Source organism: Methylobacterium longum, from assembly GCF_022179385.1.
GTDB lineage: Bacteria > Pseudomonadota > Alphaproteobacteria > Rhizobiales > Beijerinckiaceae > Methylobacterium > Methylobacterium longum.
Map to the genome: position 1 here is coordinate 179338 of NZ_BPQS01000007.1, position 26257 is coordinate 205594.

The 26257-nt window shown below is 70.9% G+C and carries 22 protein-coding genes; 14 read left to right on the forward strand and 8 right to left on the reverse strand.

The window, feature by feature from the left end; genetic code table 11:
* Positions 1 to 74: 74 nt before the first annotated feature.
* The gene (locus MFF58_RS09195; RefSeq protein ID WP_238286793.1) at positions 75 to 1088 is read right to left on the reverse strand and encodes a CobW family GTP-binding protein; all 1014 of its coding nucleotides are present in this window, start codon (positions 1086 to 1088) and stop codon (positions 75 to 77) included.
* 291 nt (positions 1089 to 1379) lie between these two features.
* Between MFF58_RS09195 and MFF58_RS09200 the strand changes: the two genes are divergently transcribed.
* From MFF58_RS09200 to MFF58_RS09210, 3 genes are all read left to right on the forward strand, one after another.
* A complete protein-coding gene (locus MFF58_RS09200) occupies positions 1380 to 2696 on the forward strand; it encodes an efflux RND transporter periplasmic adaptor subunit (protein ID WP_238286794.1) in 1317 nt (438 codons plus the stop codon).
* 16 nt (positions 2697 to 2712) lie between these two features.
* The gene (locus MFF58_RS09205) at positions 2713 to 5862 is read left to right on the forward strand and encodes an efflux RND transporter permease subunit (RefSeq protein ID WP_238286795.1); all 3150 of its coding nucleotides are present in this window, start codon (positions 2713 to 2715) and stop codon (positions 5860 to 5862) included.
* 134 nt (positions 5863 to 5996) lie between these two features.
* A complete protein-coding gene (locus tag MFF58_RS09210) occupies positions 5997 to 7532 on the forward strand; it encodes an efflux transporter outer membrane subunit (protein ID WP_243986260.1) in 1536 nt (511 codons plus the stop codon).
* A 16-nt stretch (positions 7533 to 7548) separates the two neighbouring features.
* On the opposite strand, the gene MFF58_RS09215 is transcribed toward MFF58_RS09210, so the two are convergent.
* The 4 genes from MFF58_RS09215 to MFF58_RS09230 all read right to left on the reverse strand — a co-directional run bounded on the left by MFF58_RS09215 (position 7549) and on the right by MFF58_RS09230 (position 11807).
* Positions 7549 to 8340 (reverse strand): flagellar hook basal-body protein, encoded by a 792-nt coding sequence (locus MFF58_RS09215; RefSeq protein ID WP_238286797.1) that lies wholly within the window; start codon positions 8338 to 8340, stop codon positions 7549 to 7551.
* Between the two features lie 244 nt (positions 8341 to 8584).
* Positions 8585 to 9052, reverse strand: a complete 468-nt coding sequence (locus tag MFF58_RS09220; protein ID WP_238286799.1) for a secondary thiamine-phosphate synthase enzyme YjbQ — start codon at positions 9050 to 9052, stop codon at positions 8585 to 8587.
* A complete protein-coding gene (locus MFF58_RS09225) occupies positions 9049 to 10767 on the reverse strand; it encodes a cisplatin damage response ATP-dependent DNA ligase (protein ID WP_238286801.1) in 1719 nt (572 codons plus the stop codon). Before MFF58_RS09225 ends, MFF58_RS09220 begins: the two co-directional genes overlap by 4 nt.
* Positions 10764 to 11807 (reverse strand): ligase-associated DNA damage response exonuclease, encoded by a 1044-nt coding sequence (locus MFF58_RS09230; protein WP_238286802.1) that lies wholly within the window; start codon positions 11805 to 11807, stop codon positions 10764 to 10766. The genes MFF58_RS09225 and MFF58_RS09230 overlap by 4 nt, the downstream gene beginning before the upstream one ends.
* Before the next feature lie 68 nt (positions 11808 to 11875).
* On the opposite strand from MFF58_RS09230, the gene MFF58_RS09235 reads away from it, so the two are divergent.
* Positions 11876 to 12823 (forward strand): class I SAM-dependent DNA methyltransferase, encoded by a 948-nt coding sequence (locus MFF58_RS09235; protein WP_238286804.1) that lies wholly within the window; start codon positions 11876 to 11878, stop codon positions 12821 to 12823.
* Positions 12824 to 12891: 68 nt separating this feature from the next.
* Entirely contained in the window at positions 12892 to 13686 is a 795-nt protein-coding gene (locus MFF58_RS09240; RefSeq protein ID WP_238286806.1) for a YoaK family protein, read from the forward strand.
* An 18-nt stretch (positions 13687 to 13704) separates the two neighbouring features.
* Here the strand turns inward: MFF58_RS09240 and arfB are convergent, their stop codons facing one another.
* Positions 13705 to 14136, reverse strand: coding sequence for an alternative ribosome rescue aminoacyl-tRNA hydrolase ArfB (arfB, locus tag MFF58_RS09245; protein ID WP_238286808.1), 432 nt, complete (start codon positions 14134 to 14136; stop codon positions 13705 to 13707).
* A 249-nt stretch (positions 14137 to 14385) separates the two neighbouring features.
* Positions 14386 to 14682, reverse strand: a complete 297-nt coding sequence (locus tag MFF58_RS09250) for a BolA family protein (RefSeq protein ID WP_238286809.1) — start codon at positions 14680 to 14682, stop codon at positions 14386 to 14388.
* 109 nt (positions 14683 to 14791) lie between these two features.
* Between MFF58_RS09250 and MFF58_RS09255 the strand changes: the two genes are divergently transcribed.
* The 3 genes from MFF58_RS09255 (at position 14792) to cobT (ending at position 18677) form a co-directional block, all read left to right on the forward strand.
* Positions 14792 to 15415: a J domain-containing protein gene (locus MFF58_RS09255; protein WP_238286811.1), complete on the forward strand. Its 624-nt coding sequence runs from the start codon at positions 14792 to 14794 to the stop codon at positions 15413 to 15415.
* 209 nt (positions 15416 to 15624) lie between these two features.
* Positions 15625 to 16608 carry a cobaltochelatase subunit CobS gene (cobS, locus tag MFF58_RS09260; protein WP_238286812.1) on the forward strand — a complete coding sequence of 328 codons (984 nt, stop codon included), beginning with the start codon at positions 15625 to 15627 and terminating at the stop codon, positions 16606 to 16608.
* Positions 16609 to 16769: 161 nt separating this feature from the next.
* Positions 16770 to 18677 carry a cobaltochelatase subunit CobT gene (gene cobT / locus MFF58_RS09265; protein WP_238286813.1) on the forward strand — a complete coding sequence of 636 codons (1908 nt, stop codon included), beginning with the start codon at positions 16770 to 16772 and terminating at the stop codon, positions 18675 to 18677.
* Positions 18678 to 18983: 306 nt separating this feature from the next.
* On the opposite strand, the gene rpmB is transcribed toward cobT, so the two are convergent.
* The gene (gene rpmB / locus MFF58_RS09270) at positions 18984 to 19286 is read right to left on the reverse strand and encodes a 50S ribosomal protein L28 (protein ID WP_238286814.1); all 303 of its coding nucleotides are present in this window, start codon (positions 19284 to 19286) and stop codon (positions 18984 to 18986) included.
* 372 nt (positions 19287 to 19658) lie between these two features.
* On the opposite strand from rpmB, the gene MFF58_RS09275 reads away from it, so the two are divergent.
* The 6 genes from MFF58_RS09275 to fdxA all read left to right on the forward strand — a co-directional run bounded on the left by MFF58_RS09275 (position 19659) and on the right by fdxA (position 25811).
* Positions 19659 to 20573: a DUF3108 domain-containing protein gene (locus MFF58_RS09275; RefSeq protein ID WP_238286865.1), complete on the forward strand. Its 915-nt coding sequence runs from the start codon at positions 19659 to 19661 to the stop codon at positions 20571 to 20573.
* Positions 20574 to 20645: 72 nt separating this feature from the next.
* A complete protein-coding gene (locus MFF58_RS09280; protein WP_238286815.1) occupies positions 20646 to 20936 on the forward strand; it encodes a DUF1330 domain-containing protein in 291 nt (96 codons plus the stop codon).
* 99 nt (positions 20937 to 21035) lie between these two features.
* On the forward strand, positions 21036 to 21359 hold the full coding sequence (locus tag MFF58_RS09285) for a hypothetical protein (protein WP_238286816.1): 324 nt from the start codon (positions 21036 to 21038) through the stop codon (positions 21357 to 21359).
* Between the two features lie 93 nt (positions 21360 to 21452).
* A complete protein-coding gene (locus MFF58_RS09290; RefSeq protein ID WP_373323311.1) occupies positions 21453 to 24947 on the forward strand; it encodes a helicase-related protein in 3495 nt (1164 codons plus the stop codon).
* A gap of 12 nt (positions 24948 to 24959) precedes the next feature.
* On the forward strand, positions 24960 to 25253 hold the full coding sequence (locus MFF58_RS09295; protein ID WP_238286817.1) for an RNA-binding S4 domain-containing protein: 294 nt from the start codon (positions 24960 to 24962) through the stop codon (positions 25251 to 25253).
* Positions 25254 to 25472: 219 nt separating this feature from the next.
* Positions 25473 to 25811 (forward strand): ferredoxin FdxA, encoded by a 339-nt coding sequence (gene fdxA, locus MFF58_RS09300; RefSeq protein ID WP_238286819.1) that lies wholly within the window; start codon positions 25473 to 25475, stop codon positions 25809 to 25811.
* Positions 25812 to 26257: the final 446 nt, after the last annotated feature.

Sequence of the window (26257 nt, forward strand, 5' to 3'; positions counted from 1 at the left end):
TCCCCCGGCTTGCTACGCAGGTCCTTCGCCCCCGCAGGGAGGGGCGGGAGAGCCGCGCCCTGCCCCTCCACGCCTCACACCCGGCAGCTCTCGAAACCCTCCCGGATCGCCGCCTCGTCGAGGTTTCGGCCGATGAACACCACCCGGGAGACCCGCTCCTCATCCGGCTTCCAGTCGCCCTGAACGTCCCCGTCGAGGATCATGTGCACGCCCTGGAAGACGAAGCGCTTCGGCTCGTTCGGGAAGGCCACGATCCCCTTGCAGCGCAGGATGTCGGGGCCCTGGACCTGGGTCAGGTTCGAGATCCACGGCATGAACTTCTCGGGATCGACTTCTCCCTCGATCCGCGCCGAGATCGAGCGGATGTCCGAATCGTGATGGTGGTGGTGCCCCTCCTCCAGGAAGTCGGGCTCGACGTCGAGGATGCGGTCGAGGTCGAAGGCGTTGCGCTCCAGCACGGCCTCGAGGGGTACCGCGCAGTTCTGGGTGCGGTGGAGCTTGGCCAGCGGGTTGATGGTGCGGATCTCGGCCTCGACCCGGTCGAGGTCGGCCGGCGCCACGAGGTCGCTCTTGTTGAGCAGGATCACGTCCGCGAAGGCGATCTGGTTCTTCGCCTCGGGAGCGTCTTTCAGGCGGGCGGAGAGCCACTTGGCGTCGGCCACCGTCACCACCGCGTCGAGGCGGGCGGCCTCGCCCACGTCCTGGTCGACGAAGAAGGTCTGGGCCACGGGCGCCGGGTCGGCGAGGCCGGTGGTCTCGACGATGATCGCGTCGAACTTGCCGCGGCGCTTCACCAGCCCGTCCATGATGCGGATCAGGTCGCCGCGTACCGTGCAGCAGACGCACCCGTTGTTCATCTCGAACACTTCCTCGTCGGCGCCGACGACGAGATCGTTGTCGATGCCGATCTCGCCGAACTCGTTGACGATCACGGCGTAGCGCTTGCCGTGGTTCTCGGTGAGGATCCGGTTGAGGAGCGTGGTCTTGCCGGCGCCGAGGTAGCCGGTCAGCACGGTCACGGGGATCTTGCCGGCGGTCGATCCAGCAAGTGATGCCCCTTGGGCAGAGGCGGCGCTCGTATCGGTCATGACGGGTTCTTCGTGGCGGAGAGGATCGGGCAGGCCGTGTCAGGCGAGGCACGCCCGCGACCGTTGTCATATTGTAACAGATTCCGTCAAAGGAAGACGGGGCCACACGGTTTCGCGACCGGGGCTGCCGGTCGATTGCGAGTCGGAGAAGCTTTGCTCTAGGCAGATCGCGTCACGCGGAATGTTCCGCACGCTCTGCCATAGAAAAGCACCTGCGGTCGCATTGATGTGAGCGGCGTCCCGACGCGGCGCGTGTCTTCGTCGGTCAGCCCGGTTCCTGAAGATCATCCCATGGACGCCCGAAACCCGCTGGAACAGGACGAGGCCATCACCGCGCCCAGGCGCCGGTGGCCGGCCCTCGTGGTCGCGCTGGTGCTCGTCGGAACTGCGGCCGGCTTGGCCTTCGCCTTCCCGGACCGCGCCCGCGAGGCCGCGTCCGGGCTCGTCGCCTCGCTGACCGGGCTGTTCGCGCCGAGCAACCCCGATCCGGGCCTCGACATGCAGAAGGCCGGCCCAGTCGAACGGATCTTCCGGCCCACCAAGGAGCAGCGCGCCGCCTTCGAGATCCTGCCGGTCGCCACGCAGGTGTTCCGGCCGGAGGGATCGGCCGAGGGGCGCATCGCCCTCAACGACGACGACAACGTGCCGGTGGTCTCGCCCTACGCGGGCCGGGTGACCAAGGTTCTGGTCCGGGCGGGCGACGACGTGAAGGCCGGCGACGTGCTCCTGACGCTTGAGGCCACCGATATGGTCCAGGCGCAGAACGATTATCAGGCGGCGCTGAACAACCTGCAGAAACAGCAGGCGCTGCTGAAGCTCGATCAGACCATCGCGGCGCGCCAGCAGGAGCTGTTCCAGGCCCATGCGGTGGCGCTGAAGGACTACCAGTCGGCGCAGAACGACGTGATCGCCGCCCAGAGCGACCTGAAGACCGCCGAGGCCGCCCTCGACGCGGTGAAGAACCGCCTGCGGCTGCTGGGCAAGTCCGACGCCGAGATCGCCGCCTACGAGAAGAAGGGCACGATGAGCCCGGAGACCCAGATCCGGGCACCGATCCCCGGCACGATCGTGCAGCGGAAGGTGGGCATCGGCCAGTATCTCTCGGCCTCCAGCGATCCAGTCTTCGTGATCGGCGACCTGTCCACGGTCTGGCTGGTCGCCAATGTCCGGGAGAGCGAGATTCCGAAGATCCGCATCGGCCAGGAGGTCGAGGCGAAGGTGGCGGGCTTCGGCGCGCGGGTCTTCAAGGCGCGGGTGAACTACATGGCCGCCAGCCTCGACGCGGCCACGCGGCGGCTCGCCGTGCGCAGCGAGGTCGACAACCCCGACCGGGTGCTGCGCCCCGAGATGTTCGCCACCTACACGATCGTCACCGGCAAGGGCGAGCCGGCCCCCAGCATTCCCGTGGCCGCCATCGTGTACGAGGGGGACCGCACCCATGTCTGGGTGGCCCGGCCGGACGGGGCCGTGGAGGCGCGCGACATCAAGCTCGGCCTGATCAACGGCGACAACGCCCAGGTCACACAGGGGCTGCGCGCCGGCGAGCAGGTCGTCACCCGCGGCGCGCTGTTCATCGACCGGGCCGCCACCGGCGACAAGGCGTCCTGAGCGGGGATCCGGTCCGATGAACGCCCTGATCGCCTTCTCGCTGCGCCAGCGCGTGCTGGTCGTGCTGCTGTTCGTGATGATGCTGGGCATCGGCTACGGCGCCTACACGCAGCTCAACATCGAGGCCTATCCCGATCCGGTTCCGCCGCTCGTCGACGTGATCACCCAGAACCCGGGCCAGTCGGCCGACGAGATCGAGCGCTACATCACCATCCCGCTGGAAGTGGCGCTCGCCGGCATCCCCAACGCCCAGGTGGTGCGGACGATCTCGCTGTTCGGCCTCTCCGACGTGAAGGTCCAGTTCAACTACGAGTACACGTACGAGCAGGCGCTGCAGCGGGTGCTCAACCGCCTGTCGCAGGCGCCGACGCTGCCCAACGGGGCGACGCCGCAGATCTCGCCGACGAGCCCGGTGGGCGAGATCATGCGCTACAAACTCGTCGGCCCGGCGGGCTACTCTCCGATGGACATGAAGACCCTGCAGGACTGGGTGCTGCAGCGCAGGTTCAAGGCGATCCCCGGCGTGGTCGATGTGACCGCCTTCGGCGGCAAGGCCAAGGAATACGAGGTGGCGGTCGACCTGAACCGCCTCCAGGCCCAGGGCCTGACGCTCGTCCAGCTGACGACGGCGCTCAACAACGCCTCGATCAACGTCGGCGGGCAGACGCTCAATGTCGGCCAGCAATCGGCGGTGGTGCGCGGCATCGGCCTGATCCGCGACATGGACGACATCAGGGATACGATGATCAGCCTCGTCAACGGCACGCCGGTGCTGGTGCGGGACGTGGCCGAGGTGCGCGTGTCGAACGCGCCGCGGCTCGGCATCGTGGGCCACGACGACGCGTCCGACATCGTCGAGGGCATCGTGCTGATGAGCCGCGGCGGCCAGAGCCTGCCGACCCTGCAGCGCGTCGAGGCCGAGATCGACAAGATCAACGCGTCCTCGATCCTGCCGCCCGACGTGAAGATCGAACGGATCTACGACCGGTCCGGCCTGATCCACACCACGACCCACACCGTGATGCACAACCTCGTCTTCGGCGTGGTGCTGGTCTTCGTGGTGCAGTGGCTGTTCCTCGGCTCGCTCACCAGCGCGATCATCGTGGCGGCCACGATCCCGTTCGCCCTGGGCTTCGCGATCCTGATCCTCGTCGTGCGCGGGGATTCGGCGAACCTGCTGTCGCTCGGCGCCATCGATTTCGGCCTGATCGTCGACGCCACCGTGATCATGGTCGAGAACGTGTTCCGGCACATCGCCGAACCCGACCACGTGAAGGGCGAGGCGCCTCCCGCCGGCCTGACCGGCCGGCTCGGCACCATCGCGGTGGCCGGGCGCGAGGTGAACCGGGCGATCTTCTTCTCGGCCACGATCATCATCGTCGGCTTCCTGCCACTGTTCACGATGACGGGCGTCGAGGGCCACATCTTCGGGCCGATGGCCAAGACCTACGCGTACGCCCTTCTGGGCGGGCTGCTGGCGACCTTCACGGTGTCGCCCGCCCTCTCCGCGCTGATCCTGCCCAGGAAACTGGAGGAGCGCGACACGCTGATCGTGCGGCTCCTGCGCTTCGGCCACAAGCGCATCCTGGCCTTCGGACTGCGCAACCGCATCCTGTCGCTCGCGGTGATGCTGGCGATCCTGCTGGCCTCGGGTCTCGTGGCGCGCAATCTCGGCCTGGAGTTCCTGCCGCGCCTCGAGGAGGGCAACCTGTACGTGCGCGGCACGATGCCGGCCTCGATCTCGCTGGAGGCCGGCAACGCCTACGTCCAGCGCATGCGCAAGATTTTCCAGGAGGTCCCCGAGGTCGTCACCGTGCTGTCGCACCAGGGCCGGCCGAACGACGGCACCGACGCCACCGGCTTCTTCAACGTCGAGCTCCTGGCGCCGCTCAAGCCTATCGACCAGTGGCGGAAGGGGCTCGACAAGGAGACCCTGATCCAGACCCTGAGCAAACAACTAGGAGACGAATTTCCAGGCATCGAGTTCAACTTCTCGCAGTATATCGAGGACAACGTCCAGGAAGCGGCCTCGGGCGTGAAGGGCGAGAACTCGGTGAAGGTCTACGGCAACGACCTCGCTCAGCTCACCAAGACCGCCAACGCCGTCAAGGCGGCGCTCGGCACCGTCCAGGGCGTCACCGACCTGTCCGTGTTCGAGTCGCTGGGCCAGCCGACGGTGCGGATCGACGTCGACCGTCACAAGGCCGCCCGCTACGGCCTGTCGATCGGCGACGTGAACACCACGATCCAGGCGGCGATCGGCGGCCAGACCGCGGGCGACCTCTACGAGTACGGCTCCGACCGGCACTTCCCCATGCGGGTGCGCCTCGCCAAGGAGTACCGCTCGTCGCTCGCCGGCATCCGCAACATCGCGGTCGGCGCGCAGAACCCCAACGGCGGCGTCATCCAGGTGCCGCTCTCCGAGATCGCCGACGTGGACCTCGTCTCGGGCGCCTCGTTCATCTACCGCGAGGATCAGGAGCGCTACATCCCGGTGAAGTTCTCGGTGCGCGGCCGGGACCTCGGCAGCGCCGTGATCGAGGCGCAGCGCAAGGTCGCCGACGCGGTGGACCTGCCGCCGGGCTACCGGCTGGAATGGGTCGGGCAGTTCACCAACCTGAAGGAGGCGGCGGCCCGCCTGAGCCTCGTGGTGCCGCTGACGCTGCTGCTGATCGCGCTGCTCCTCTACATCAACTTCTCGTCGGTGGCCGACATGCTGCTGACCCTGTCGGTGATCCCGATGGCGATGATCGGCGGCATCTTCGCCCTGTTCCTGACCGGGACGCCGTTCTCGATCTCGGCGGCGATCGGCTTCATCGCGCTGTTCGGCATCTCGACCATGGAGGGCGTGATCCTGCTCGCCTACTACAACCAGCTCCTCGACGAGGGCTGGAAGCGGCAGGAGGCGGTCTGGCAGGCGGCCGTGGTGCGGATGCGCCCGGTGATGATGACCTGCGTGGCCGCCTGCGTCGGCCTGCTGCCGGCGGCGGTCTCCACCGGCATCGGCTCGCAGGTGCAGAAACCCCTGGCGCTCGTGGTGGTGGGCGGCATCATCCTGGCACCGAACCTGATCCTCGTGATCGTGCCGGTGCTGATCGCCCTTTTCTCCCGCCGCCAGCCGAATCCGGATGCCCGGGCGCGGACCGAGCACCGGGCCGCCGCGTGAGCCGGTTCCGGATGGGCAGGCGGCGCGTTGCAGGGGGGCCACAACGTCCCGGTCGCGCGCGTGGCCCGGCGGCGGCCGCATTGACTCGGACGCGCCCCGCGCCGCTCTACCGGGGTGGGGTTTTCGGGGGCGGGATGGTGAGCTTTGCGCCGAGCCGGTGCGGACGGGCGGCCGCTTTGCTGGCCGCATCCCTGTGCCTGTCGGCCTGCGCGGTCGGCCCGAACTTCGTGCCGCCCGAGGCGCCTCCGGTCGGTCGCTACACCCGGGAGCCCCTGCAGAATCCGTCCGCGGCCGACAACATCCGCACCCGCCAGGGCGGCTCGGCGGACCAGAGCTTCGTCTCCGGCGCCGACATTCCCGGCCGGTGGTGGACCCTGTTCCACTCGAAGGCGCTGAACCGCATCGTCGAGCAGGCCCTGGCCAACAACCCGACTCTGGAGGCCGCGCAGGCCTCGCTGCGGGTGGCGCAGCAGAATACCCTCGCCCAGAAGGGCACGCTCTACCCGAGCCTCACCGCGACGCCGCAGATCCAGGGCGCCCTGGCGCCCGGCCTCGACCTGCAATCGCCGCTCAACAACCAGACCCAGTATCTCTACAGCCTGTCCACGCCGCAGGCGGTGGTCTCCTACAATCCGGATGTGTTCGGCGGGAACCGCCGCCAGATCGAGTCGCTGGAGGCCGCCACCCAGAACCAGCGCTTCCAGCTGGAGGCGGCCTACCTCAGCCTCACCGCCAACGTCGTGGCCGCCGCCATCCAGGAGGCGGCCCTCCGGGCGCAGATCGACGCGACCCGCAAGGTGATCCAGGCGCAGACCGAGGTGCTGCAGCTCTACAACAAGCAGCTCTCGCTCGGGCAGATCGCGGGCGCCGACGTGGTGCAGCAGCAGGCCGCCCTGGCGCTGTCGCAGCAATTGCTGCCGCCGCTGGAGAAGGCGCTGGCCCAGCAGCGCAACCTGCTGACCGCGCTCGCCGGTCGGCTGCCCTCCGACGAGATTCCCGAGACCTTCGACCTGTCCGCCCTGCGGCTGCCGACCAAGCTTCCGGTGAGCCTGCCGTCGCGGCTCGTGCAGCAGCGGCCCGACGTGAAGGCCGCCGAAGCCCTGGTCCAGGAGGCGAGCGCCAATGTCGGCGTCGCCGTGGCCAACCGCCTGCCGCAGTTCAGCCTGACCGCCACGGGCGGATCCAGCGCGACGCGGATCGCGCAGGTGGCCGCACCGGGGGCCGCGTTCTTCACGATCATCGGGCAGGCGACGGCGCCGATCTTCGATGCCGGCACCCTGTTCCGGCGCCAGCGCGCCTCCGAGGAATCGCTGACGCTGGCGCAGGCGCAGTACAAGGCGACCGTCATCACCGCCTTCCAGAACGTGGCCGACGCCCTGCGGGCGCTCCAGGCCGACGCCAGGGCGGTGGCCGCCGCCGACGCCGCGGTGAGCGCGACGAACCAGAGCCTCGGCCTGATCCGCAAGCAATACACGGCGGGCGCGGTCACCTCCTCGCAGGTTCTGATCGCCCAGCAGGGCTACCTCTCCGCGCTGGTGACCTCGGCGGGCGCGCGCGCCACCCAGTACGCCGACACCGCGGCCCTGTTCGTGGCCCTGGGCGGCGGCTGGTGGAACCGCGCCGACGTGGCGCCGCCCCCGCCCGAGACGGATCCGCTGAAGTTCCTGTGACGGGCCCCCGGCCGCGTCAGGTGTACATCGCGATGGCGTCCTGCAGCATCTGGTCGGTGGTGCTCATGACCTTGGTGTTGGCCGTGTAGGCCTGCTGGGTCTCGATCATCTTCGAGAACTGGTCGGAGATGCCGGCGTTCGATTGCTCCACCGAGCCGGGCGTGAGGGTCGCGCCGTTGAGGCCGTAGCTCGGCGTGCCGGACCGGCCATTGGCCACGTAGGTCCCGCCGTCGAGGGAGGTCAGATTGTCCTGCAGGCCGAACTGCGCGAGCGTCAGCGACCCCAGCGCCACGGGGCTGCCATCCGCGGCGGTGCCCGTGAGGGTGCCGGCCGGCGAGACCGCGAGACTCGACAGGGTGTTGGCGCCGGTCGGGACTTGGACCGGGGTCGTCGCCGAGGGTCCGGCGAACAGGTAGTAGCCCGCGCCGTTGGTGAGATAGCCGCTGGCATCGGGCGCGAAGTCGCCGCGCCGCGTGTAGCCGGTCTCGCCGGTGAAATCCGGGCTGTCGGTCGTCCCGTTGTTCTCTCGGACGATGAAGTAGCCGTTGCCCGAGATGGCGAGGTTGGTCGACACGCCGGTCGACTGCACCGTGCCCTGGATGTTGAGGGTGTTGCGCGTGCTCGAGCCCACGCCGCCCGCCGGCTGCGTGCCGCCCTCGGTTTGGGCCAGCAGGTCGGCGAAGTGCGTCTCCGTGGTCTTGAACCCCGCCGTCTGGGTGTTGGCGATGTTCCCGGAGATGTTGTTCAGGGCGAGCGACTGCGCCGAGGCGCCGGAAATCGAGTTCGAGAGCGCGGCGAACAGGCCCATCGGGGATCTCCCTTCGCGGGATCGGGACAGACCGATCCGACGGGGGATCATAAGCGCGCCCTATGGTTAACCGGCGGTGTGTGACGGCATGTTGCCGATCCGGCGCCCGGGTCCAGGTCCGCGGCGTGACGCACGCGCCGTCGTGGCGAGCGGAGCGGCGCGATCCCGCGGCGCCATGTCGGCCGGTGTCGTGCGGCCCGGGATCGCTTCGCCGCGCCCGCGATGACGGGGACGAGGGGGAGCCTCACGCCCCGATCACGCTCAGCACGATCTCCCGCCGGTGCGGCCGGTCGCGGTGCTCGATCAGGTAGATCCCCTGCCACGTGCCGAGGGCCAGGCGCCCGTCGATCAGAGGGACGGTCAGGGCCGAATCGGTGATCAGGGTGCGGATATGCGCCGGCATGTCGTCCGGCCCCTCGGCACCGTGGACGTAGCCGGCATGCCGCGGCGCGAAGCCGTCCAGAGCGGCCATCAGGTCGGTCTGGACGTCGGGGTCGGCATTCTCCTGGATGGTGAGCGAGGCCGAGGTGTGCCGGCAGAACACCGTCACCAGCCCGTCCCGGACGCCGCTGCCGCGCACGAACGCCACCACGGCGGCGGTGAAATCCGTGAAGCCCGGCCCCGCGGTCGCGATGGTCAGCCGCCCGCTGGCGTGCCGCTCCACCGGACCTGCGGCCATCGTCTCCACCGGACCGATCTTGCCCTGCTTCATGCGGAGGTCTCCATCAGGGTCGCCCCCGGAGCGATCTCCCGTTCGCCCCGGGCCAGGATCCGCTCCAGCACGTCGATCCGGTCGGCCTCCGCGGGCGGCTTGTCCCAGCGGATGCGGCTGACCCGCGGGAAGCGCATCGCCACCCCCGATTTGTGCCGGGTCGAGCGCTGCACGCCCTCGAAGGCGATCTCGAGGACGAGACCCGCCTCGCGGCCGTGGGCGACCTCGCGCACGGGGCCGAAGCGCTTGGTGGTGTTGTTGCGGACGTAGCGGTCGAGCTTGGCGAGTTCCGCGTCGGTGAAGCCGTGATAGGCCTTGCCCACCGGCACCAGCTCGTCGCCGCCTTCGGGGGCCGCCCGCCAGACCCCGAACGTGTAGTCCGAGTAGAAGGACGAGCGCTTCCCGTGCCCGCGCTGGGCGTACATCATCACGGCGTCGACGATGTGGGGCTCGCGCTTCCACTTCCACCACGGTCCCTTGGGACGGCCCGGCAGGTAGGGGCTGTTCAGGCGCTTGAGCATGACGCCCTCGATGGCGTCGGCGTCCTCGCCGGCGCCGACCGAGGCCGGGTCCGCGCGGGCGGCCGCCAGCGCCTCCCAATCGGCGAAGGGCACGAGCGGCGAGATGTCGATCCGCGCGTGGTCGAGGCGGGTCACCAGCGCCTCCAGCTTCTCCCGTCGGACCGCGAAGGGCTCGGCCCTCAGGTCGTCGCCCGCGAGGGTCAGGAGGTCGTAGGCACGGACATGGGCGGGGAACTCCTCCAGGAGCTTAGCCGTCACCGCCTTCCGGTTCAGGCGCTGCTGGAGCACGTTGAAGCTCTGCACGCGGCGCTCGCGCAGGATCAGCAGCTCGCCGTCCAGCGACCCCGTGAAGGTGATGGCCTCGGCGAGATCCGGGAACGCCCCGGTGATGTCCTCGCCGGTGCGGGAATAGACCTTTCCGACCTGCTGGCCGGCCTTGTCGCGCCCGCCGACGAGCTGGACGCGGATGCCGTCCCACTTCCACTCGGCCGAGAAGGCGTCCGGCTCCAGCTTCTCGAGGTCGGCCTCCTCCTCGATCGGGTGGGACAGCATCGGCGGGCGAAACGGGGCGGGGTTCAGGGTCTCGGGCCGCGCGGCCCGGCCCTCGACCCAGGCGAACAGGGTCTCGAACGGCGGCGTCAGCCCGTGCCAGACCTCCTCGACGGCGTCGGCGTCGTGGTCGCCCAGTGCGCCCACCGCCGTCTTGGCGAGCCGGGCCGAGACGCCGACCCGCAGGTTGCCGGTGACGAGCTTCAGCAGCGCCCAGCGCCCGGTCTCGTCGAGGGCGTCGAGCCACTCGGCGAGGTGCCGGGGCAGTTCGCGCTTGGGGATGGTCGCCAGCGTCCCGACGACCTCCGCCAGGGTCGGGACCTGCGGCGGCGGGTTGTTGTGGCCGGGGCCCGGCTCCCGCGGCGCCTCCGCCGGTCCCGGCCAGATCAGCGCCGTGGTCTCCGCGAGATCCCCGACGTAGTTGTGCGAGAGCCGGAACAGCACCGGGTCGATCCGCTCCTCCACCAGCCCCCGGATCAGGGCCGGCTTGGCCTCGCGAAAGCTCAGTGTGCCGGTCATGGCGCCCAGCGCGTAGCCGCGCTCCGGGTCGGGCGTGCGGGAAAAGTAATCCTGCAGCATCCGCAGCTTGGCGTTGCGGCGCGGCTCATAGGCGAGGCGGTCGAGCAGATGGGCGAAATCGTTCATGCCGCCGTCTCCGCCTCGGAGACCGCTTCGGCCTCCCCGTCGTCGCCGTAGCCCAGCAGATGCAGCGGCCGGGCCTTGATCCCCTGCGTTCCGCACCAGTGGACCAGGGCGTCCTCCTGCCCGTGCGTGACCCAGACCTCTTCGGCGCCGGTCTCGCGGACGGTGCGGCACAGGTCCGGCCAGTCGGAATGGTCGGAGATCACCAGCGGCAGCTCGACGCCCTTCTGGCGGGCGCGGGCGCGGACCCGCATCCAGCCCGAGGCGAAGCAGGTCACCGGATCGGGGAACTTGCGCGACCACAGATCCTGGATCGACGAGGGCGGGCAGATCACGATCGCGCCGTGCAGGTCCTTGCGCTCGGCTGCGACCACCTTGGGGGTTTCGCCCAGCGGCACGCCCTCCTCCTTGTAGAGGGCGGTGAGCTTCTCCATCGCCCCGTGGAGGTGGATCGGCCGGTCCCAGCCCTCCTCCCGCAGGAGCGCCATCACCCGCTGCGCCTTGCCGAGGGCGTAGGCGCCGACGATGTGGGCCCGCTCCGGGAACAGCCGGACCGATTCGAGGAGCTTGCGGACCTCGTCCCGCGTGTCCGGATGGGTGAAGACCGGCAGGCCGAAGGTCGCCTCGGTGATGAACACGTCGCACGGCACCACCTCGAAGGGCAGGCAGGTCGGGTCCGGCGCCCGCTTGTAGTCGCCCGAGACCACCACCCGGGCCCCGTCCCGCTCGATGGCGATCTGCGCCGAGCCGAGGACGTGGCCGGCGGGCGCGAAGCGCACGGTGACGTCGCCGACGCGGATCGCCGCGCCGAGCCGCGCCTCCTGCCGCTGGCGGCAGAACTCCGCGCCGTAGCGCACCGCCATGATCCGCAGGGTCTCGGGCGTCGCCAGCACTTGGCCGTGGCCCGCCCGGGCATGATCGGCATGGCCGTGGGTGATGAGCGCGCGCTCCACCGGCCAGGTCGGATCGACGTGGAAGCGCCCGAGGGGGCAGTAGAGACCCTCGCGGGTCAGGGTGAGGAGGTCGCTGGCGCGTGTCGGCATCGGGCCCGTGCTGCCGGTGGTATCCGCCGGTGGCCCCAGTATATAGGCACCCCCGACCCGGCAGACGCATGGCCTCGCAGCTCAGTTCCGGCGACATCCTCGCCGATCGCCGCTATCGCTACGCGGAAGCCTGCTTGGCCGAGGGCGATTACGGCGGGGCCGCCGACCTCGCCGCGCAGGCCCTGGAGATCGCGCCGCGCTACGCGCCGGCGTGGCTGCTCCTCGGGCGGGCCCGGGAGGGACTGGCGGCGGCGGGCGGGTCGCCGGACCTGCGCGACGCGGCGGTCCGGGCCTACGCGTGCGCCCTCGACATCGACCCGGACGACACCCTGGGCGTGCGGGCGCACCTCGCCCGCCTGGGCGTCGCCGACGGCCGGCCGATCCTCACCCCCGCCTACGTCAGGGCCCTGTTCGACGGCTACGCGCCGCGCTTCGAGCGCCACCTCGTCGACGGCTTGACCTATGTCGGTCCCGAACTCGTCCGGAACGCCCTGCCGCCGGAACCACGGCTTTTTGCCCGGGTGCTCGACCTCGGCTGCGGCACGGGCCTGATGGGCGCGGCGATCCGCGACCGGGCCGGTCACCTCACGGGCGTCGATCTCGCGCCCGGGATGCTGGCGCTGGCGCGCGCCAAGTCCCGGGAGGGCCGGCCGCTCTACGACCGCCTGGCCGAGGGCGAGTTGACCGCGTTCCTGGCCGGCGAGGCGGCGGCCTCCGCCGATCTCTGCATGGCCGCCGACGTCCTCATCTACGTGGCGGATCTGGCGCCCGTCGTGGCGGAGATGGGCCGCGTGCTCCGGCCGGGCGGCCTCGCCGCCTTCACGGTCCAGTCGCACGACGGACCGGGGGTCGCGCTCGGCGCGGACGGCCGTTACGCCCACGCGGATGCCCATACGGAGGCGGCAGCCCGCGACGCCGGCTTCGCGCTCCTCACGCTGGAGCCCGCCGCGGTTCGGACGGAGGCCGGGCGGCCGGTGCCGGGCCGCGTCGTTGTGTTGCGCCGCACAGCGGCATGAAACCGCTTGGCTGTTCGTCCATTGTCAGTCGGTCGCGACAGGCGCGGCCGCTGTATCGGGGGATCAGCATGGCGAATTACGGCAGTCGGACAGGTCGGGAGACGCCGGAGCGAAGACCCGATCCGCCGGCGGACAAGTCCTTTCCGGCCGATCCGCGAACCCGGATCCCCTTCGCCATCGCCCTGGCCACGCTGGCGGGCTGCGCCGACTCCATCGGCTTCCTGGAATTCTCGCAGCTCTTCATGTCGTTCATGTCGGGCAACACCACGCGCTTCGGCGTGGCGGTGTCGAACGGCGACTGGGAGAACGTCACCCGGGTCGCCAGCACCATCAGCATCTTCTGCTTCGGCGCCTTCCTGGGCACGCTGATCGCCGCCTGGGTCGGGCGCTGGCGCCTCGCCGTCCTCCTGACCCTGCAGGCGCTGCTGCTCGCCGGCGGGCTGCTGATGCCCTGGGGCACCTTCGCCTACCCGCTGCACGCCTATCCGATCGTGCTGGCCCTCGGGCTCCAGAATGCGACGCTTCAGGACGAGGGCGGCCGTTCCCTGGCGCTCACCTACGTCACCGGCGCGGTCGTGCGCTTCGGCACCGGCTGCGCCAACCTGCTGCTCGGCACCGTGGCCCCGTCCTTCTGGATCCAGGCGCCGCTCTGGGCGGGCCTCAGCACCGGCGCGGTGATCGGCGGCCTGCTCGACATCCGCTACGGCGAGTCGGCCTTCCTGTTCCCGGCCGCGCTGGCCGCCGTCCTGGCGCTGATCGCGATCGCCCTCACCCTCGCCAAGCCGGGCAGCACCCTGGTGGCGGGCTCGTCCCCCGCCCCCGACGCGAGCCCGAAGGCCCAGGTGATCGACGCGATCCACTGAGACGGGCGGCGACGCGTCTCAGCCGTCGGAATCGCGGAAGCTGCCCCGGCCCTGCTTGATCGTGGCGCGGTTCTTCTTGGCGCCGATCCGCCGCTCCTGCGAGCCCCGCGTCGGCTTCGTCGGGCGGCGGATCGGTGGCGGCGGCTTGGCCGCCTCCGCCACGAGATCGACGAGCCGCTGCAGGACGTCGGCCCGGTTGCGCTCCTGCGTCCGGTGCCGCTGCCCGGCGAGGACGAGGACGCCGTCCTTGGTCATGCGCCGGCCGGCGAGCCGCACGAGGTTGGCCTTCACCCGCTCGTCGATGGCGGTCGAGGCGAGCGCGGCCCAGCGGAGCTGGACCGCGGTCTCGACCTTGTTGACGTTCTGGCCACCCGCGCCGGAGGCGCGCATGAACGACAGCTCGATCTCGTCGTCCGCGATGGCGATGCGCGGCGTCACCCGCAGGGACATGGCGGCCTCCCGGATGCGGCGACCGCGCGGGACGCCGGATCGTCCGGCGCGAGGCCGACGACCCGGCAGGTGCAGATCGGTGCGCCCGTCACCATATCCCGTCCGTGATCCGCTGCCTGCTCAACGCGCCCGTCTGGAATGGTCCGCGGCGTCATCGCGGGCGCCGCGAAGCGCCCCGGTGGAGCCCGCCGACGACGGCCGCGCCGCGCAAGCTCGAAGCGCGGCTCGCCGAACGCCCGCGGGACCGGTTCAGGCGGCCTCGGCGGGCGTGCGGGCCCGGAGCGCAAGGGCGTGCAGCCCCCGCTTGAACGCGTCGTCGAGCAGCGCGTTCACCAAGCGATGCCGCTCGACGCGGCTCTTGCCCTCGAACGCCGACGCGACGATGTCGAGCCGGTAATGGGTCTCGCCCCCCGGCCGTGCCCCGGCATGGCCGGCATGCAGATGCGACTCGTCGATCACGTCGAGCCGCGCCGGCGCGAGCTGCTCCTGCAGCCGCGCCTCCATCCAGTCCCGCAGGGTGCCGCCCGCGCCCACACCGTCAGCCATCGTGCCCTCGCGTCGTGTTCGTCGGCTGCCGTCAAGCCCGATCCCGCGCATGCGTCATCAGGCCCGGTGCCCTTGTGTCTCAGGTCCGCCCCCTCATAATCGGCCCGTCATGGATCTCAACTCGCGCCTGTTCGACAGCATCCGGATCAAACCGTCCTGCGACGAGCCGAAGGCCGCCGCCGAGACCGGCTGCGAGAGCCCGGGCTGCACGCAGCCGGGCCTGTACCGGGCGCCGAAGGGCCGCAAGGCCGAGGGCCAGTACTGGCGCTTCTGCATGGATCACGTCCGCGCCTACAACGCCACGTACAACTACTTCGACGGCATGAACGATGCCGCCGTGCAGGCCTACCAGAAGGACGCGATCATCGGCCATCGCCCGACCTGGGCGATGGGCGTGAACCGGACGGGCGAGGCCAAGCCGGCCGACGAGCCGGTCCGCGACTGGGCCTATGTCGATCCCCTCGGCATCCTGCGCGGCGAAGGCGTCGGCGAGGCCCGCCGCCGGGCCCGCGAGCCCGAGCCGCAGAAGCCCCGCCACTCGGCCGCGGTCCGCCGGGCCCTCGACGTGATGGGTCTCGAGGAGGGCGCCGATACGGCCGCCATCAAGGCGCAGTACAAGACCCTGGTGAAGCGCTTCCACCCGGACGCCAACGGCGGCGACCGCTCCTTCGAGGAGCGGCTGCGCGACATCATCCGCGCCCACGACGTGCTGCGCGGGGCCGGCCTCTGCTGACGCGGCACGAAGGATGCAGGGCGGTTCGCATCTAGGATAGGGCAAACCACGCGGCGCAGCCCTATATGAGGGCGAGGCCGGTCGGTGGCGCACCCGCGCGCCGCCGTCTAAGGATGGCTCCGCCCCGCCGCGGAGGCCCGGCTCGACGTTCTTCCGCGCGGATGCTTCACTGTTTGGGAGTGGAGCGCCCGCGCCTCACGAGGTTCCGAATGCTCTCTGACGATACGCCCGCCGCGCAGCCCGACCGCACCGTCTCCGTCCGCGAGGTCTTCGGCATCGACCTCGACCTCAAGGTCCCGGCCTACGCCGAGGCCGAGGAGCACGTCCCGGATCTCGATCCCGATTACATCTTCGATCGGGAGACGACGCTCGCCATCCTGGCCGGGTTCGCCCGCAACCGCCGCGTGATGGTCACCGGCTATCACGGCACCGGCAAGTCGACCCATATCGAGCAGGTCGCCGCCCGCCTGAACTGGCCCTGCATCCGGATCAACCTCGACAGCCACGTGTCGCGCATCGACCTCGTCGGCAAGGACGCCATCGTCCTGCAGGACGGCAAGCAGGTCACCGCCTTCCAGGACGGCATCCTGCCCTGGGCCCTGCAGAACAACGTCGCCCTCGTGTTCGACGAGTACGATGCCGGCCGCCCGGACGTGATGTTCGTGATCCAGCGCGTGCTGGAGCTGTCGGGCCGCCTGACGCTTCTGGACCAGAAGCGCGTCATCCGCCCGCACCCGGCCTTCCGGCTGTTCGCCACCGCCAACACGGTGGGCCTGGGCGACACGTCCGGCCTCTATCACGGCACGCAGCAGATCAACCAAGGCCAGATGGACCGCTGGTCGATCGTCACCACGCTGAACTACCTGCCGCACGACCGCGAAGTCGACATCGTGCTGTCGAAGGCGGTCCACTATCGGGGCGACCAGGGTCGCGACATCGTCAACCGGATGGTGCGCGTGGCGGATCTCACGCGCAACGCCTTCATGAACGGCGACCTCTCCACCGTCATGAGCCCGCGCACGGTGATCACCTGGGCCGAGAACGCCGACATCTTCAAGGATATCGGCTTCGCCTTCCGGGTGACCTTCCTCAACAAGTGCGACGAGCTGGAGCGCACGCTGGTGGCGGAATTCTACCAGCGCGCCTTCGGCAAGGAGCTGCCCGAGAGCGCGGTGAACGTCGCGCTGAGCTGACCCGCATGGCCGAGTTCGTGGCGGAGTTCGTGGCGCGTGGGACCGGGGCGAGTTCATCGGGCTTCGCCCGCCCTGCCTCGGTCCCGCGCCGCGCCGCTGCTTCCCTTTGCTGGGACGGGATCCTGAACCGCCCCTTCGCGTCCGACGACCGGTAGCCGCGCATGTCCATCTCCAACCGCAAGCCCGGCGAGCGCCGCGAACCCGTGGCCGAGCCCCTGAAGCGCTCGGTGGCGGTGTGCCTGCGCGCCATCGCCCGGCGCTCCGAGGTCGAGGTCACCTACGCCACCGACCGGCCGGCGCTCACCGGCGACAAGGCCCGCCTCCCCGAGCCGCCGCGCAAGCTGTCGGCCCAGGACGTCGCGGTGCTGCGCGGCAACGCCGACGCCATGGCTTTGCGCCTGGGCTGCCACGACGTGGCGGTCCACCGCCGGCTCGCCCCCGAGAACGCGGCGGCGCGTGCCGTCTACGACGCGGTGGAGCAGGCCCGGGTCGAGGCGATCGGCTCGCGCCGGATGGCGGGGGTGGCCAGCAACATCACGGCGATGCTGGAGGACCGCTACCACCGCGGCGGCAAGTACGAGACCATCACCGACCGGGCCGACGCCCCGATGGAGGATGCCGTCGCCCTGATGGTGCGCGAGCGCCTCACCGGCCAGAAGCCGCCGGAGGCCGCGGCCAAGATCGTCGCGCTGTGGCGCGAGCACATCGAGGCCAAGGCCGGCCCGAACCTCGACGGGCTCATCGGGTCCATCGAGGACCAGCGCAAATTCGCCCGCTCGGTGCGCGACCTCCTCACCTCGCTGGACATGTCGGACGAGACGCCGTTCGACGCCGAGGACGACGAGAACGACGACGAGAACGACGCCCAGGACGACGAGCAGAGCCCGAGCGAGGGTGATTCGGAGGAGAAGAGCCAGGGCGAGCGCGCCGAGATCGAGACCTCCGAGGAGGCCTCCGACGAGATCGAGGACGGCGCGCAGGAATCCGCCGACGCGCCGTCGGGCGAGCTGCCGGATGAGTCCGAGGACGCGGAATCCGAGGAGGCCTCGGAGGCGTCGCGCCCGCCGCAGCGGCAGGGCAACGAGGCGCGCGGGCCCGAATACCGGGTGTTCAACGCCCGGTTCGACGAGGTCATCCACGCCGAGGAGCTGTGCGACGCCGACGAGCTGTCGCGCCTGCGCTCATACCTCGACAAGCAGCTCTCCCACCTCCAGGGCGTGGTCGGCCGCCTCGCCAACCGGCTGCAGCGGCGGCTGCTCGCGCAGCAGAACCGCGCCTGGGACTTCGACCTGGAGGAGGGTCAGCTCGACCCGGCGCGGCTCGTGCGGGTGGTCATCGATCCGTACCAGCCGCTCTCCTTCAAGCAGGAGAAGGACACCAACTTCCGCGACACGGTGGTGACGCTGCTCCTCGACAATTCGGGTTCGATGCGCGGCCGGCCGATCACCGTGGCGGCGACCTGCGCCGACATCCTGGCGCGGACGCTGGAGCGCTGCGGCGTGAAGGTCGAGATCCTCGGCTTCACCACCCGCGCCTGGAAGGGCGGCCAGAGCCGCGAGGCGTGGCTCGCCGCCGGCAAGCCGCCGAATCCCGGCCGCCTGAACGACCTGCGCCACATCGTCTACAAGTCGGCGGACGCCCCCTGGCGCCGGGCCCGGAAGAATCTCGGGCTGATGATGCGCGAGGGGTTGCTCAAGGAGAACATCGACGGCGAGGCGCTCGACTGGGCGCACAAGCGCCTGCTCGGGCGGCCCGAGCAGCGCAAGATCCTGATGGTGATCTCGGACGGCGCCCCGGTGGACGACTCGACCCTGTCGGTGAACGCCGGCAATTACCTGGAGCGGCACCTGCGCTGGATGATCGAGGAGATCGAGACGCGCTCGCCCGTGGAGTTGCTGGCCATCGGCATCGGCCACGACGTGACCCGGTACTACCGCCGCGCCGTGACGATCATCGACGCCGAGGAGCTCGGCGGGGCGATGACCGAGAAGCTCGCGGAGCTGTTCGAGGAGGACGGCGCGTCCGCGCCGACGGGCCGGATGCTGCGGGCGGCCGGCGGGCGGCGCTGATCCGGGCCTCGCTCCGCGGGCCCCGTCCGGGCGCGGGCCCATCCGATCCGCAATCTCGTCCTGAGACGCCGGTCCGCAATCTCGTCCTGAGACGCCGGAGCGCAGCGGACGCCGCGCAGGAGGCTCCCGGTCAACCGCGCGGTCCCCGGAGCTCTCCTTCGAGGCCGGCTGGTGCGGACGCCCCTGGATCAACTCGCGCGCGGGATCGTCCGGATCAGCCGGTCTGCCGCGCGCAAGCGCAAACCGCCGGGCCCTCGGAGGGCCCGGCGGTTTGCAGGTCCGATGTGGCGCGTGGCGCCCGGAGGCTCAGGCCGCGACGGCCGGAGCCTCGGCGAGCTTCTTGTGGATCTCGCGCTTGAGCAGGCGGGCGGTCTGCGACAGGTCGCACTCGCCGGCCTTGATCAGGAAGGCGTCGAGCCCGCCGCGATGCTCCACCGAGCGCAGGGCGTGCGCGGTGACGCGCAGGCGCACCCGCTTGCCGAGCGCGTCGGACTGGAGGGTGACGTTGCACAGGTTCGGCAGGAACCGGCACTTGGTCTTGCGGTTCGAGTGGCTCACGAGGTGGCCGACCTGAACGGCCTTGCCGGTGAGTTCGCAGCGGCGCGCCATGATGACTTTAGATCCCGTCTCGTTCCGCCCGAACAGACCCGATCGCGGCCGGCGCGATCATCGTCGCAGCGGGCGGCGCCCATTGCGTGTTCCAGGTCCAGCGGAGTCCCGTTGAAGGCGCGAGCCTATAGGCGACTGTGCCCCGATGCGTCAAGGTGCGACGCTCCACGGCGTCCCCGCCGATCCGCGGGCGGGCGCCGAACGGTCTGTTAACCACGCTGCCGGGATATAGCCTTCATCCGCCCGCAGAAAGGCTCTCCCTTCTGCGACGGCGTCGGGAGGATGCCGTCGAGCAGGTGTGTTCGAGAGGGTGTCTTGGCCCGCCTTCCCTGGGATGCGATCCGGATCATGAGCGCCACGCCTGTCCGTCGAATGATCAAGCCCGTGACGCGCCGCCCCGTCGGGCGCGCGCTCGGACGCGCGCTCGGCAGCGTCCTCGCCGTCGCGGCCCTGGCCGGCCCGGCCGAGGCGCGATCGCGCGCGAAGCGGCCGGGAGCGAGCGCCCCCGCCACGGTGGCGGTCGATTACGGCATCAACCTCGCCGGGCTGCCGATCGGCACCGCGCGGCTCGCCGGGTCGTTCGAGCGCGACCGCTACGTCATGGACGTGTCGGCGGTGCTCACCGGCCTCGTCGGCGCCATCACCGGCGGCAAGGGCTCGGCGCGGGCCTCCGGGACCTTCGCGGCGGCGCCCCAGCCCGGCGCCTTCGCGATCGCGACCCACACGGCGAGTTCCGGCATCGCCGTGCGCATGGCGCTGGCGCACGGGACCGTGGTCCAGGCCGAGATCACCCCGCCGCTCATCGACATGCAGGACCGGGTGCCGGTCACGGCCGCCAACAGGCGCGGCATCATCGACCCGGTGAGCGCGCTGCTGATGCCGACGCAGGGGCGCGGCGAGGCGCTCGATCCGGAGAATTGCAACCGGACCCTGCCGGTCTTCGACGGCGCCACCCGCTTCAACGTGGTCCTGAGCTACGCCGAGACCCGCCCGGTGCAGAAGCCCGGCTATGCCGGCCCGGTTCTCGTCTGCACGGCCCGCTACCAGGCGGTGGCCGGCCACCGCCCGGACCGGCCGGGGGTGAAATTCATGGAGGAGAACCGCGAGATGTCGGTCTGGCTGGCGCCCGTCGCGGGGACGCGGATCCTGCTTCCGCTCCGCATCTCGGTGCTCACCACCATCGGCACCAACATCATCGAGGCGACGCGCTGGACCCAGAGCGGCGGCGCGGACGCCACCGGGACCGCGGGCGCCAGCGTCGCGCAGGCGAGCCTGACGGGGCAGTAGGGGGCCTTTGACCGGCGGCTGGTTTCCCGGCACTTCCGCCCGGCGCGGCAGCCGCGCCAGGGAGGCCAGCCAGTGCCCAAGGGCTACATCATCGTCCGGATGACGGTCACCGACCCGGACGCCTACAAGGACTACGCCGCCATGGCCTCGGAGGCCATGCGCCAGTACGGCTGCACGCCGCTGGTCCGCGGCGGCCGCAGCGAGGCGCTGGAGGGCGAAGCGCGGCCGCGCAACGTCGTGCTGGAATTCGAATCCTACGAGGCGGCGCGCGCCTACTACTTCTCGCCCGAGTATCAGGCAGCCGTCGAGAAGCGCCGCCCCGCGGGGATCGGCGAGGTGGTCTTGGTCGAAGGCGTGGATTGATGGGACCTCGGAACGACGCCTGCGCTCGCGGCGCCGCGCTCCGCTCGCAAAGCCGGCGGCGGTGGACGAAATCTTCACGGGATGCGCGATAATCCGCGGATGCGCACAGCCCGGCCCCGAATCGTTCTGGCCCTCGCCCTCACGGGGCTCGCCGGCCCGGCCAGCGCCGAGCCGCTGACGGCCGGCACCGGGGCGTCCGGCTGCGGCGGCGACGCCTTCTCGTCCGCCGAAATCGTCGGGCATCGCGCGCCGCGCCGTGGGCCCCTGGTGGCGGTCCCCGAAACGCTCTGCGCCGATGTCGCACCCCAGCCCGGGACGCCGTCGGTGCAGGTCGACGTGTACCCGCTCGTCACGCCGCAGGTTGGACCTGGAGGCGGCGGCATCCCATATGGGGAACGATCGGTCCGGCCCTACCGTCCCTGACGCGACCGGCCGGTCGTACCCGCCTCCCCCGCCCGCGCCGTGCCGGCGCCGCGACGGCCTTCCCATCCGAAGGAACCGCCGACCATCGACGCGCTGCTCCGCCCCTCGCCCAGCCGCTCGCTGCCCCGCGACGTCCGCGCCCGCGGCGTCACCGCGGTCCTCGGGCCGACCAACACCGGCAAGACGCATCTCGCCATCGAGCGGATGCTCGCGCACCCGACCGGGATGATCGGACTGCCCCTGCGGCTGCTCGCCCGGGAGGTCTACCTGCGCGTCGTCGCCAAGGTCGGGCCCGAGAAGGTCGCGCTCGTCACCGGTGAGGAGAAGATCAAGCCGGACCGGCCGCGCTACTGGATCTGCACCATCGAGGCGATGCCCCGCGACCTCGACGTGGCCTTCGTGGCCATCGACGAGATCCAGCTCGCCGCCGACATGGACCGCGGCCACGTCTTCACCGACCGCCTGCTCTACGTCCGCGGCCGCGAGGAGACCCTGCTGATCGGCTCCTCGACCGTGCTGCCGCTGGTCCAGAGCCTGATCCCGAACGTCCACACCACGACCCGGCCGCGGCTGTCGCAGCTCTCCTTCGCGGGGGAGAAGCGGCTGTCGCGCCTGCCCCGGCGCACCGCCATCGTCGCGTTCTCGGCGGAAGAGGTCTACGCGATTGCCGAGCTGATCCGCCGCCAGCGGGGTGGGGCCGCGGTGGTGCTGGGCGCCCTCTCGCCGCGGACCCGCAACGCCCAGGTCGAGATGTACCAGGCGGGCGACGTCGATTACCTCGTCGCCACCGACGCGGTCGGGATGGGCCTCAACCTCGACGTCGACCACGTCGCCTTCGCGGCGAACTGGAAATACGACGGCACCCGCTTCCGCAAGCTCACCCCCGCCGAGATGGGCCAGATCGCCGGCCGCGCCGGGCGCCACCTCGCGGACGGCACCTTTGGCTCCACCGGCCGCTGCCCGCCCTTCGAGCCCGAGCTGGTGGAGCGGCTTGAGAGCCACGACTTCGATCCCCTGCGCATCCTGCAGTGGCGCAACCCGGATCTCGCCTTCGGCAGCCTGGAGGCGCTGCAGGCGAGCCTGGACGAGCACCCGCGCGAATCAGGCCTGACCCGCGCGCCCATGGGCGAGGATCAGCAGGCCCTCGAGATCCTGATGAAGGAGGACGACATCCGCGACATGGCGCGGAGCGCCGCCACGGTCCGGAGGCTGTGGGACGTCTGCGGCGTGCCGGATTACCGCAAGGTCCACCCGCAGGTGCACGCCGACCTGGTGGCCCAGCTCTATCGGTTCCTCATGAAGGGGATGGCCGGCCGCATCCCCGACACGTGGTTCGCCGAGCAGGTGGCGATGATCGACCGCACCGACGGCGACATCGACACCCTGTCCCGACGGATCGCGCAGGGGCGCACCTGGACCTTCGTGGCAAACCGTCCCGATTGGCTGCGCGACCCAGAACATTGGCAGGGCGAGACGCGTCGGGTAGAGGACAGGCTGTCCGACGCCCTGCACGAACGCCTCGCGAGCCGCTTCGTCGACCGGCGCACAAGCGTCCTGATGCGGCGCCTGAGAGAGAACACGATGCTCGAAGCCCAGATTACCACCGACGGTGACGTCACCGTCGAGGGTCAGCATGTCGGCCACCTTCACGGGTTCCTGTTCGTTCCCGATGCCACCGCGGAGGGGCATGAGGCCAAGACCCTGAGGAGCGCCGCCGAGAAGGCGCTCGCCGGGGAGATCGAGGCGCGGGCCGAGCGATTCGCCACGACGGCCGATTCGACCCTCGTGCTGTCGCACGACGGCACGATCCGCTGGACCGGTGCCCCCGTCGCCAAGCTCACGCCCGGCGACAAGCTCTTCGCCCCGCAGATCCGTCTGCTGGCCGACGACAGCCTGACCGGTCCGCACCGCGAGAAGGTCGAGGCGCGCCTCGATGCGTGGCTGAAGGCCCACATCGTGCGCCTGCTCGGTCCGCTCATGGAGATCGAGACCGCGGCCGACCTCACCGGGCTTGCCAAGGGCATTGGCTATCAGGTGGTCGAGGCGCTCGGCGTGCTGGAGCGCTCGAAGGTCGCGCAGGAGATGCGCACCCTCGACCAGGACGGCCGCGGGGCGCTGCGCCGCCACGGCGTCCGCTTCGGCGCGTACCACATCTTCCTGCCGGCCCTGCTGAAGCCGGCGCCCCGCACGCTCGCAGCTCAGCTCTGGGCCCTGCGCAACGGCGGCCTGGACCAGCGCGGCCTCGACGAGATCGCGCATCTCGCCGGCTCTGGCCGAACCTCGATCAAGGTCGATCGCGAGATCGCCAAGGGTCTCTACCGCGCGGCCGGCTTCCGGGTCAGCGGCGAGCGGGCGGTGCGCGTCGACATCCTGGAGCGGCTCGCCGACCTGATCCGCCCGGCGATCGCCTACCGGCCCGGCACGACGCCGGGCGCCCCGCCGGACGGCACCGCGGACGGCGACGGCTTCGTGGCCACCGTCGGCATGACCTCGCTCGTCGGCTGCTCGGGCGAGGATTTCGCCTCGATCCTGAAGTCGTTGGGCTACAACGCGGAGACGCGGTCCGGCCCGGCCATCACGGTCCCGCTCATCCCGGCAGCGGCCACGGCGCCGGCTGCCGCACCGGTCGCCGCCGAGGCGTCCTCCGAGGAGGCTGTCGCCGCGCAGGCGGACGCGGCCGAGCCCGTCGGCGAGGAGACCGGAACCGACGAGACCGCACCGGCCGAAGCAGCGGGATCCGTCGCGGACGAAGCAGACGCGCCGGCGGACGGAGCCGTTGCGGTCGATGCGGAGGCGGCGCCTGCCGGGTCCCAGACCCCGGAGCCCGGGGCCGATACGACCGGCGAGGCGCCTTCCGAGGCGACTTCCGAGGAGCAGGTGGCGGAAGGTCCCGACGCCGGGGAAGCCCTTGGATCGGACCAGCCGGCCGAGGCATCGGCCGAGACCCCCGAGACTGCGGCGATCCACGACGCGGCAGCGTCCGAGCCTGCGGTGCAGGAGTCCGCGGTGCAGGAGTCCGCGGTGCAGGAATCGGCAGTGCAGGAATCCGGGGAGCCCGGGTCCGGGGTGCCGGCAGACCCGGCGGCGGCCGACGCAGAGCCGGTCGAGGCTGCCGCGGAGGGCGATGCCGGGGCCGCGAGCCCGGAGGGCGAGCAGACCGCCGAGATTCCCCAGATCGAGGTCTGGCGCCTGCAGCGTCATCAGCGCCCGGCCCATCAGCGTCCGCAGAACCGCCCCCGCGGCGGGGCCGGCCGGGGCCGCGACGGCGGCCAGCAGGGGCAGCATCCCGGCCAGGGCCAACAGGCCGGACAGGGGCGTCCCGAAGGTGGCCGGCCGGAGCATCGCCGCGCCGAGGGCGGCGACGGCGCCCCGCGTCCCGGTCGGGATCGCGGCCCCCGGCGCGAGCGCTTCGAGGGCGGTCGGCCGGAACGGCGGGATGACCAGCGCGGCGCCGAGCAGCGCCATGCCGGGCCGCGGCCCGACCAGCGGCCCCCGCGACGGGAGCGGGCGCCGGACCCGGATTCGCCCTTCGCCAAGCTGGCCGCGCTCAAGGCGCAGCTCGAAGCCGGCGACGGCGGGAAGCGCTGACCCCCGCCGCGGATGCGGGAAGATCGGCAGCGGCTCGACAAGTGGCTGTGGTTCGCGCGCTTCGCGCGAACCCGCTCCCTGGCCGCGCGGCTGGCCTCGGACGGTTTCGTGCGGGTGAACGGCAACCGGGCCGAGAATCCGGCCAAGGGCATCGGCATCGGCGACGTGGTGACGGTGGCGGCGCCGCACGCGACCGTGGCGGTGCGGGTCCTGGATCTCGGCCTGCGGCGGGGGCCGGCGCCCGAAGCGCGGCTGCTCTACGACGACCTCTCGGGCGGCGCCCCCCCGGACGTGCCCGAAGGGTGATGAGGCCGGGCCACAGCGGCCCGGCGAGCGCCCCAACGTGACCGCCATGCGGCGCTCACGCGCTTGTCAGCCCGGAAGGCAGGGTCTAGAGCCGTGGCCTCCGAAGCCCGGTTTTGGCGCCGGGCCTCACCGGCGTCCCCCTTCCGAGCGCCACCCGGGCCTGCGGGCCGCGTCACGGCTCCGCCCGGGCCAAGTCGTGTTTTAGGACGAAGACATCCGATGACCTACGTCGTCACCGACAATTGCATCAAGTGCAAGTACACGGACTGCGTCGAGGTCTGTCCGGTGGACTGCTTCTACGAAGGCGAGAACATGCTCGTCATTCATCCGGACGAATGCATCGATTGCGGCGTCTGCGAGCCCGAATGCCCGGCCGAGGCGATCAAGCCGGACACGGAGTCGAACCTCGACACGTGGCTGAAGCTGAACGCCGACTACGCCAAGACCTGGCCCAACATCACGCAGAAGAAGGAGGCTCCGGCCGACGCCAAGGAGTGGGACGGCAAGTCCGGAAAGCTTGAGGCGCACTTCTCGGCCAACCCCGGCTCCGGCGACTGAACCCGCCGGTCGGCCCGCAGGATTTCTCAGCACCCCGTCATGATCCGGAAACGTGAGGCAAGTTCCTCCGAACGGGTCGCCGGATGGGCGATGGCAAGAGACCTGCAAAACGCGAAGCCCTGATCCGCCGCACGGGCATTTCTGTCCCGCCGCGCCGGTGTAAAACTCTTTCCCTCAGCGCCGGGTTCGGGCGCGCGTCTTCAGGGATGCTTTGATCTGTGCGCCGGATTGTGGTAGACAATCCGTCTGCCGTCGCATGCGCCTGACGTGCTTCCTCCAATTGAAACGCCTTCGATCTTCGTGGGTTGGGAGTGGTACGCGATCGACCGCCGAGGGATCCTTCGGCGGACGATCCAGGCTTTTGCACGGTCGCGCCGGGGACTGTCCTGGATCTCGCCTCGGGCGAGGTTATCGGGAGCGGCGAGGCAAACCGGGTGTCCCGCCCG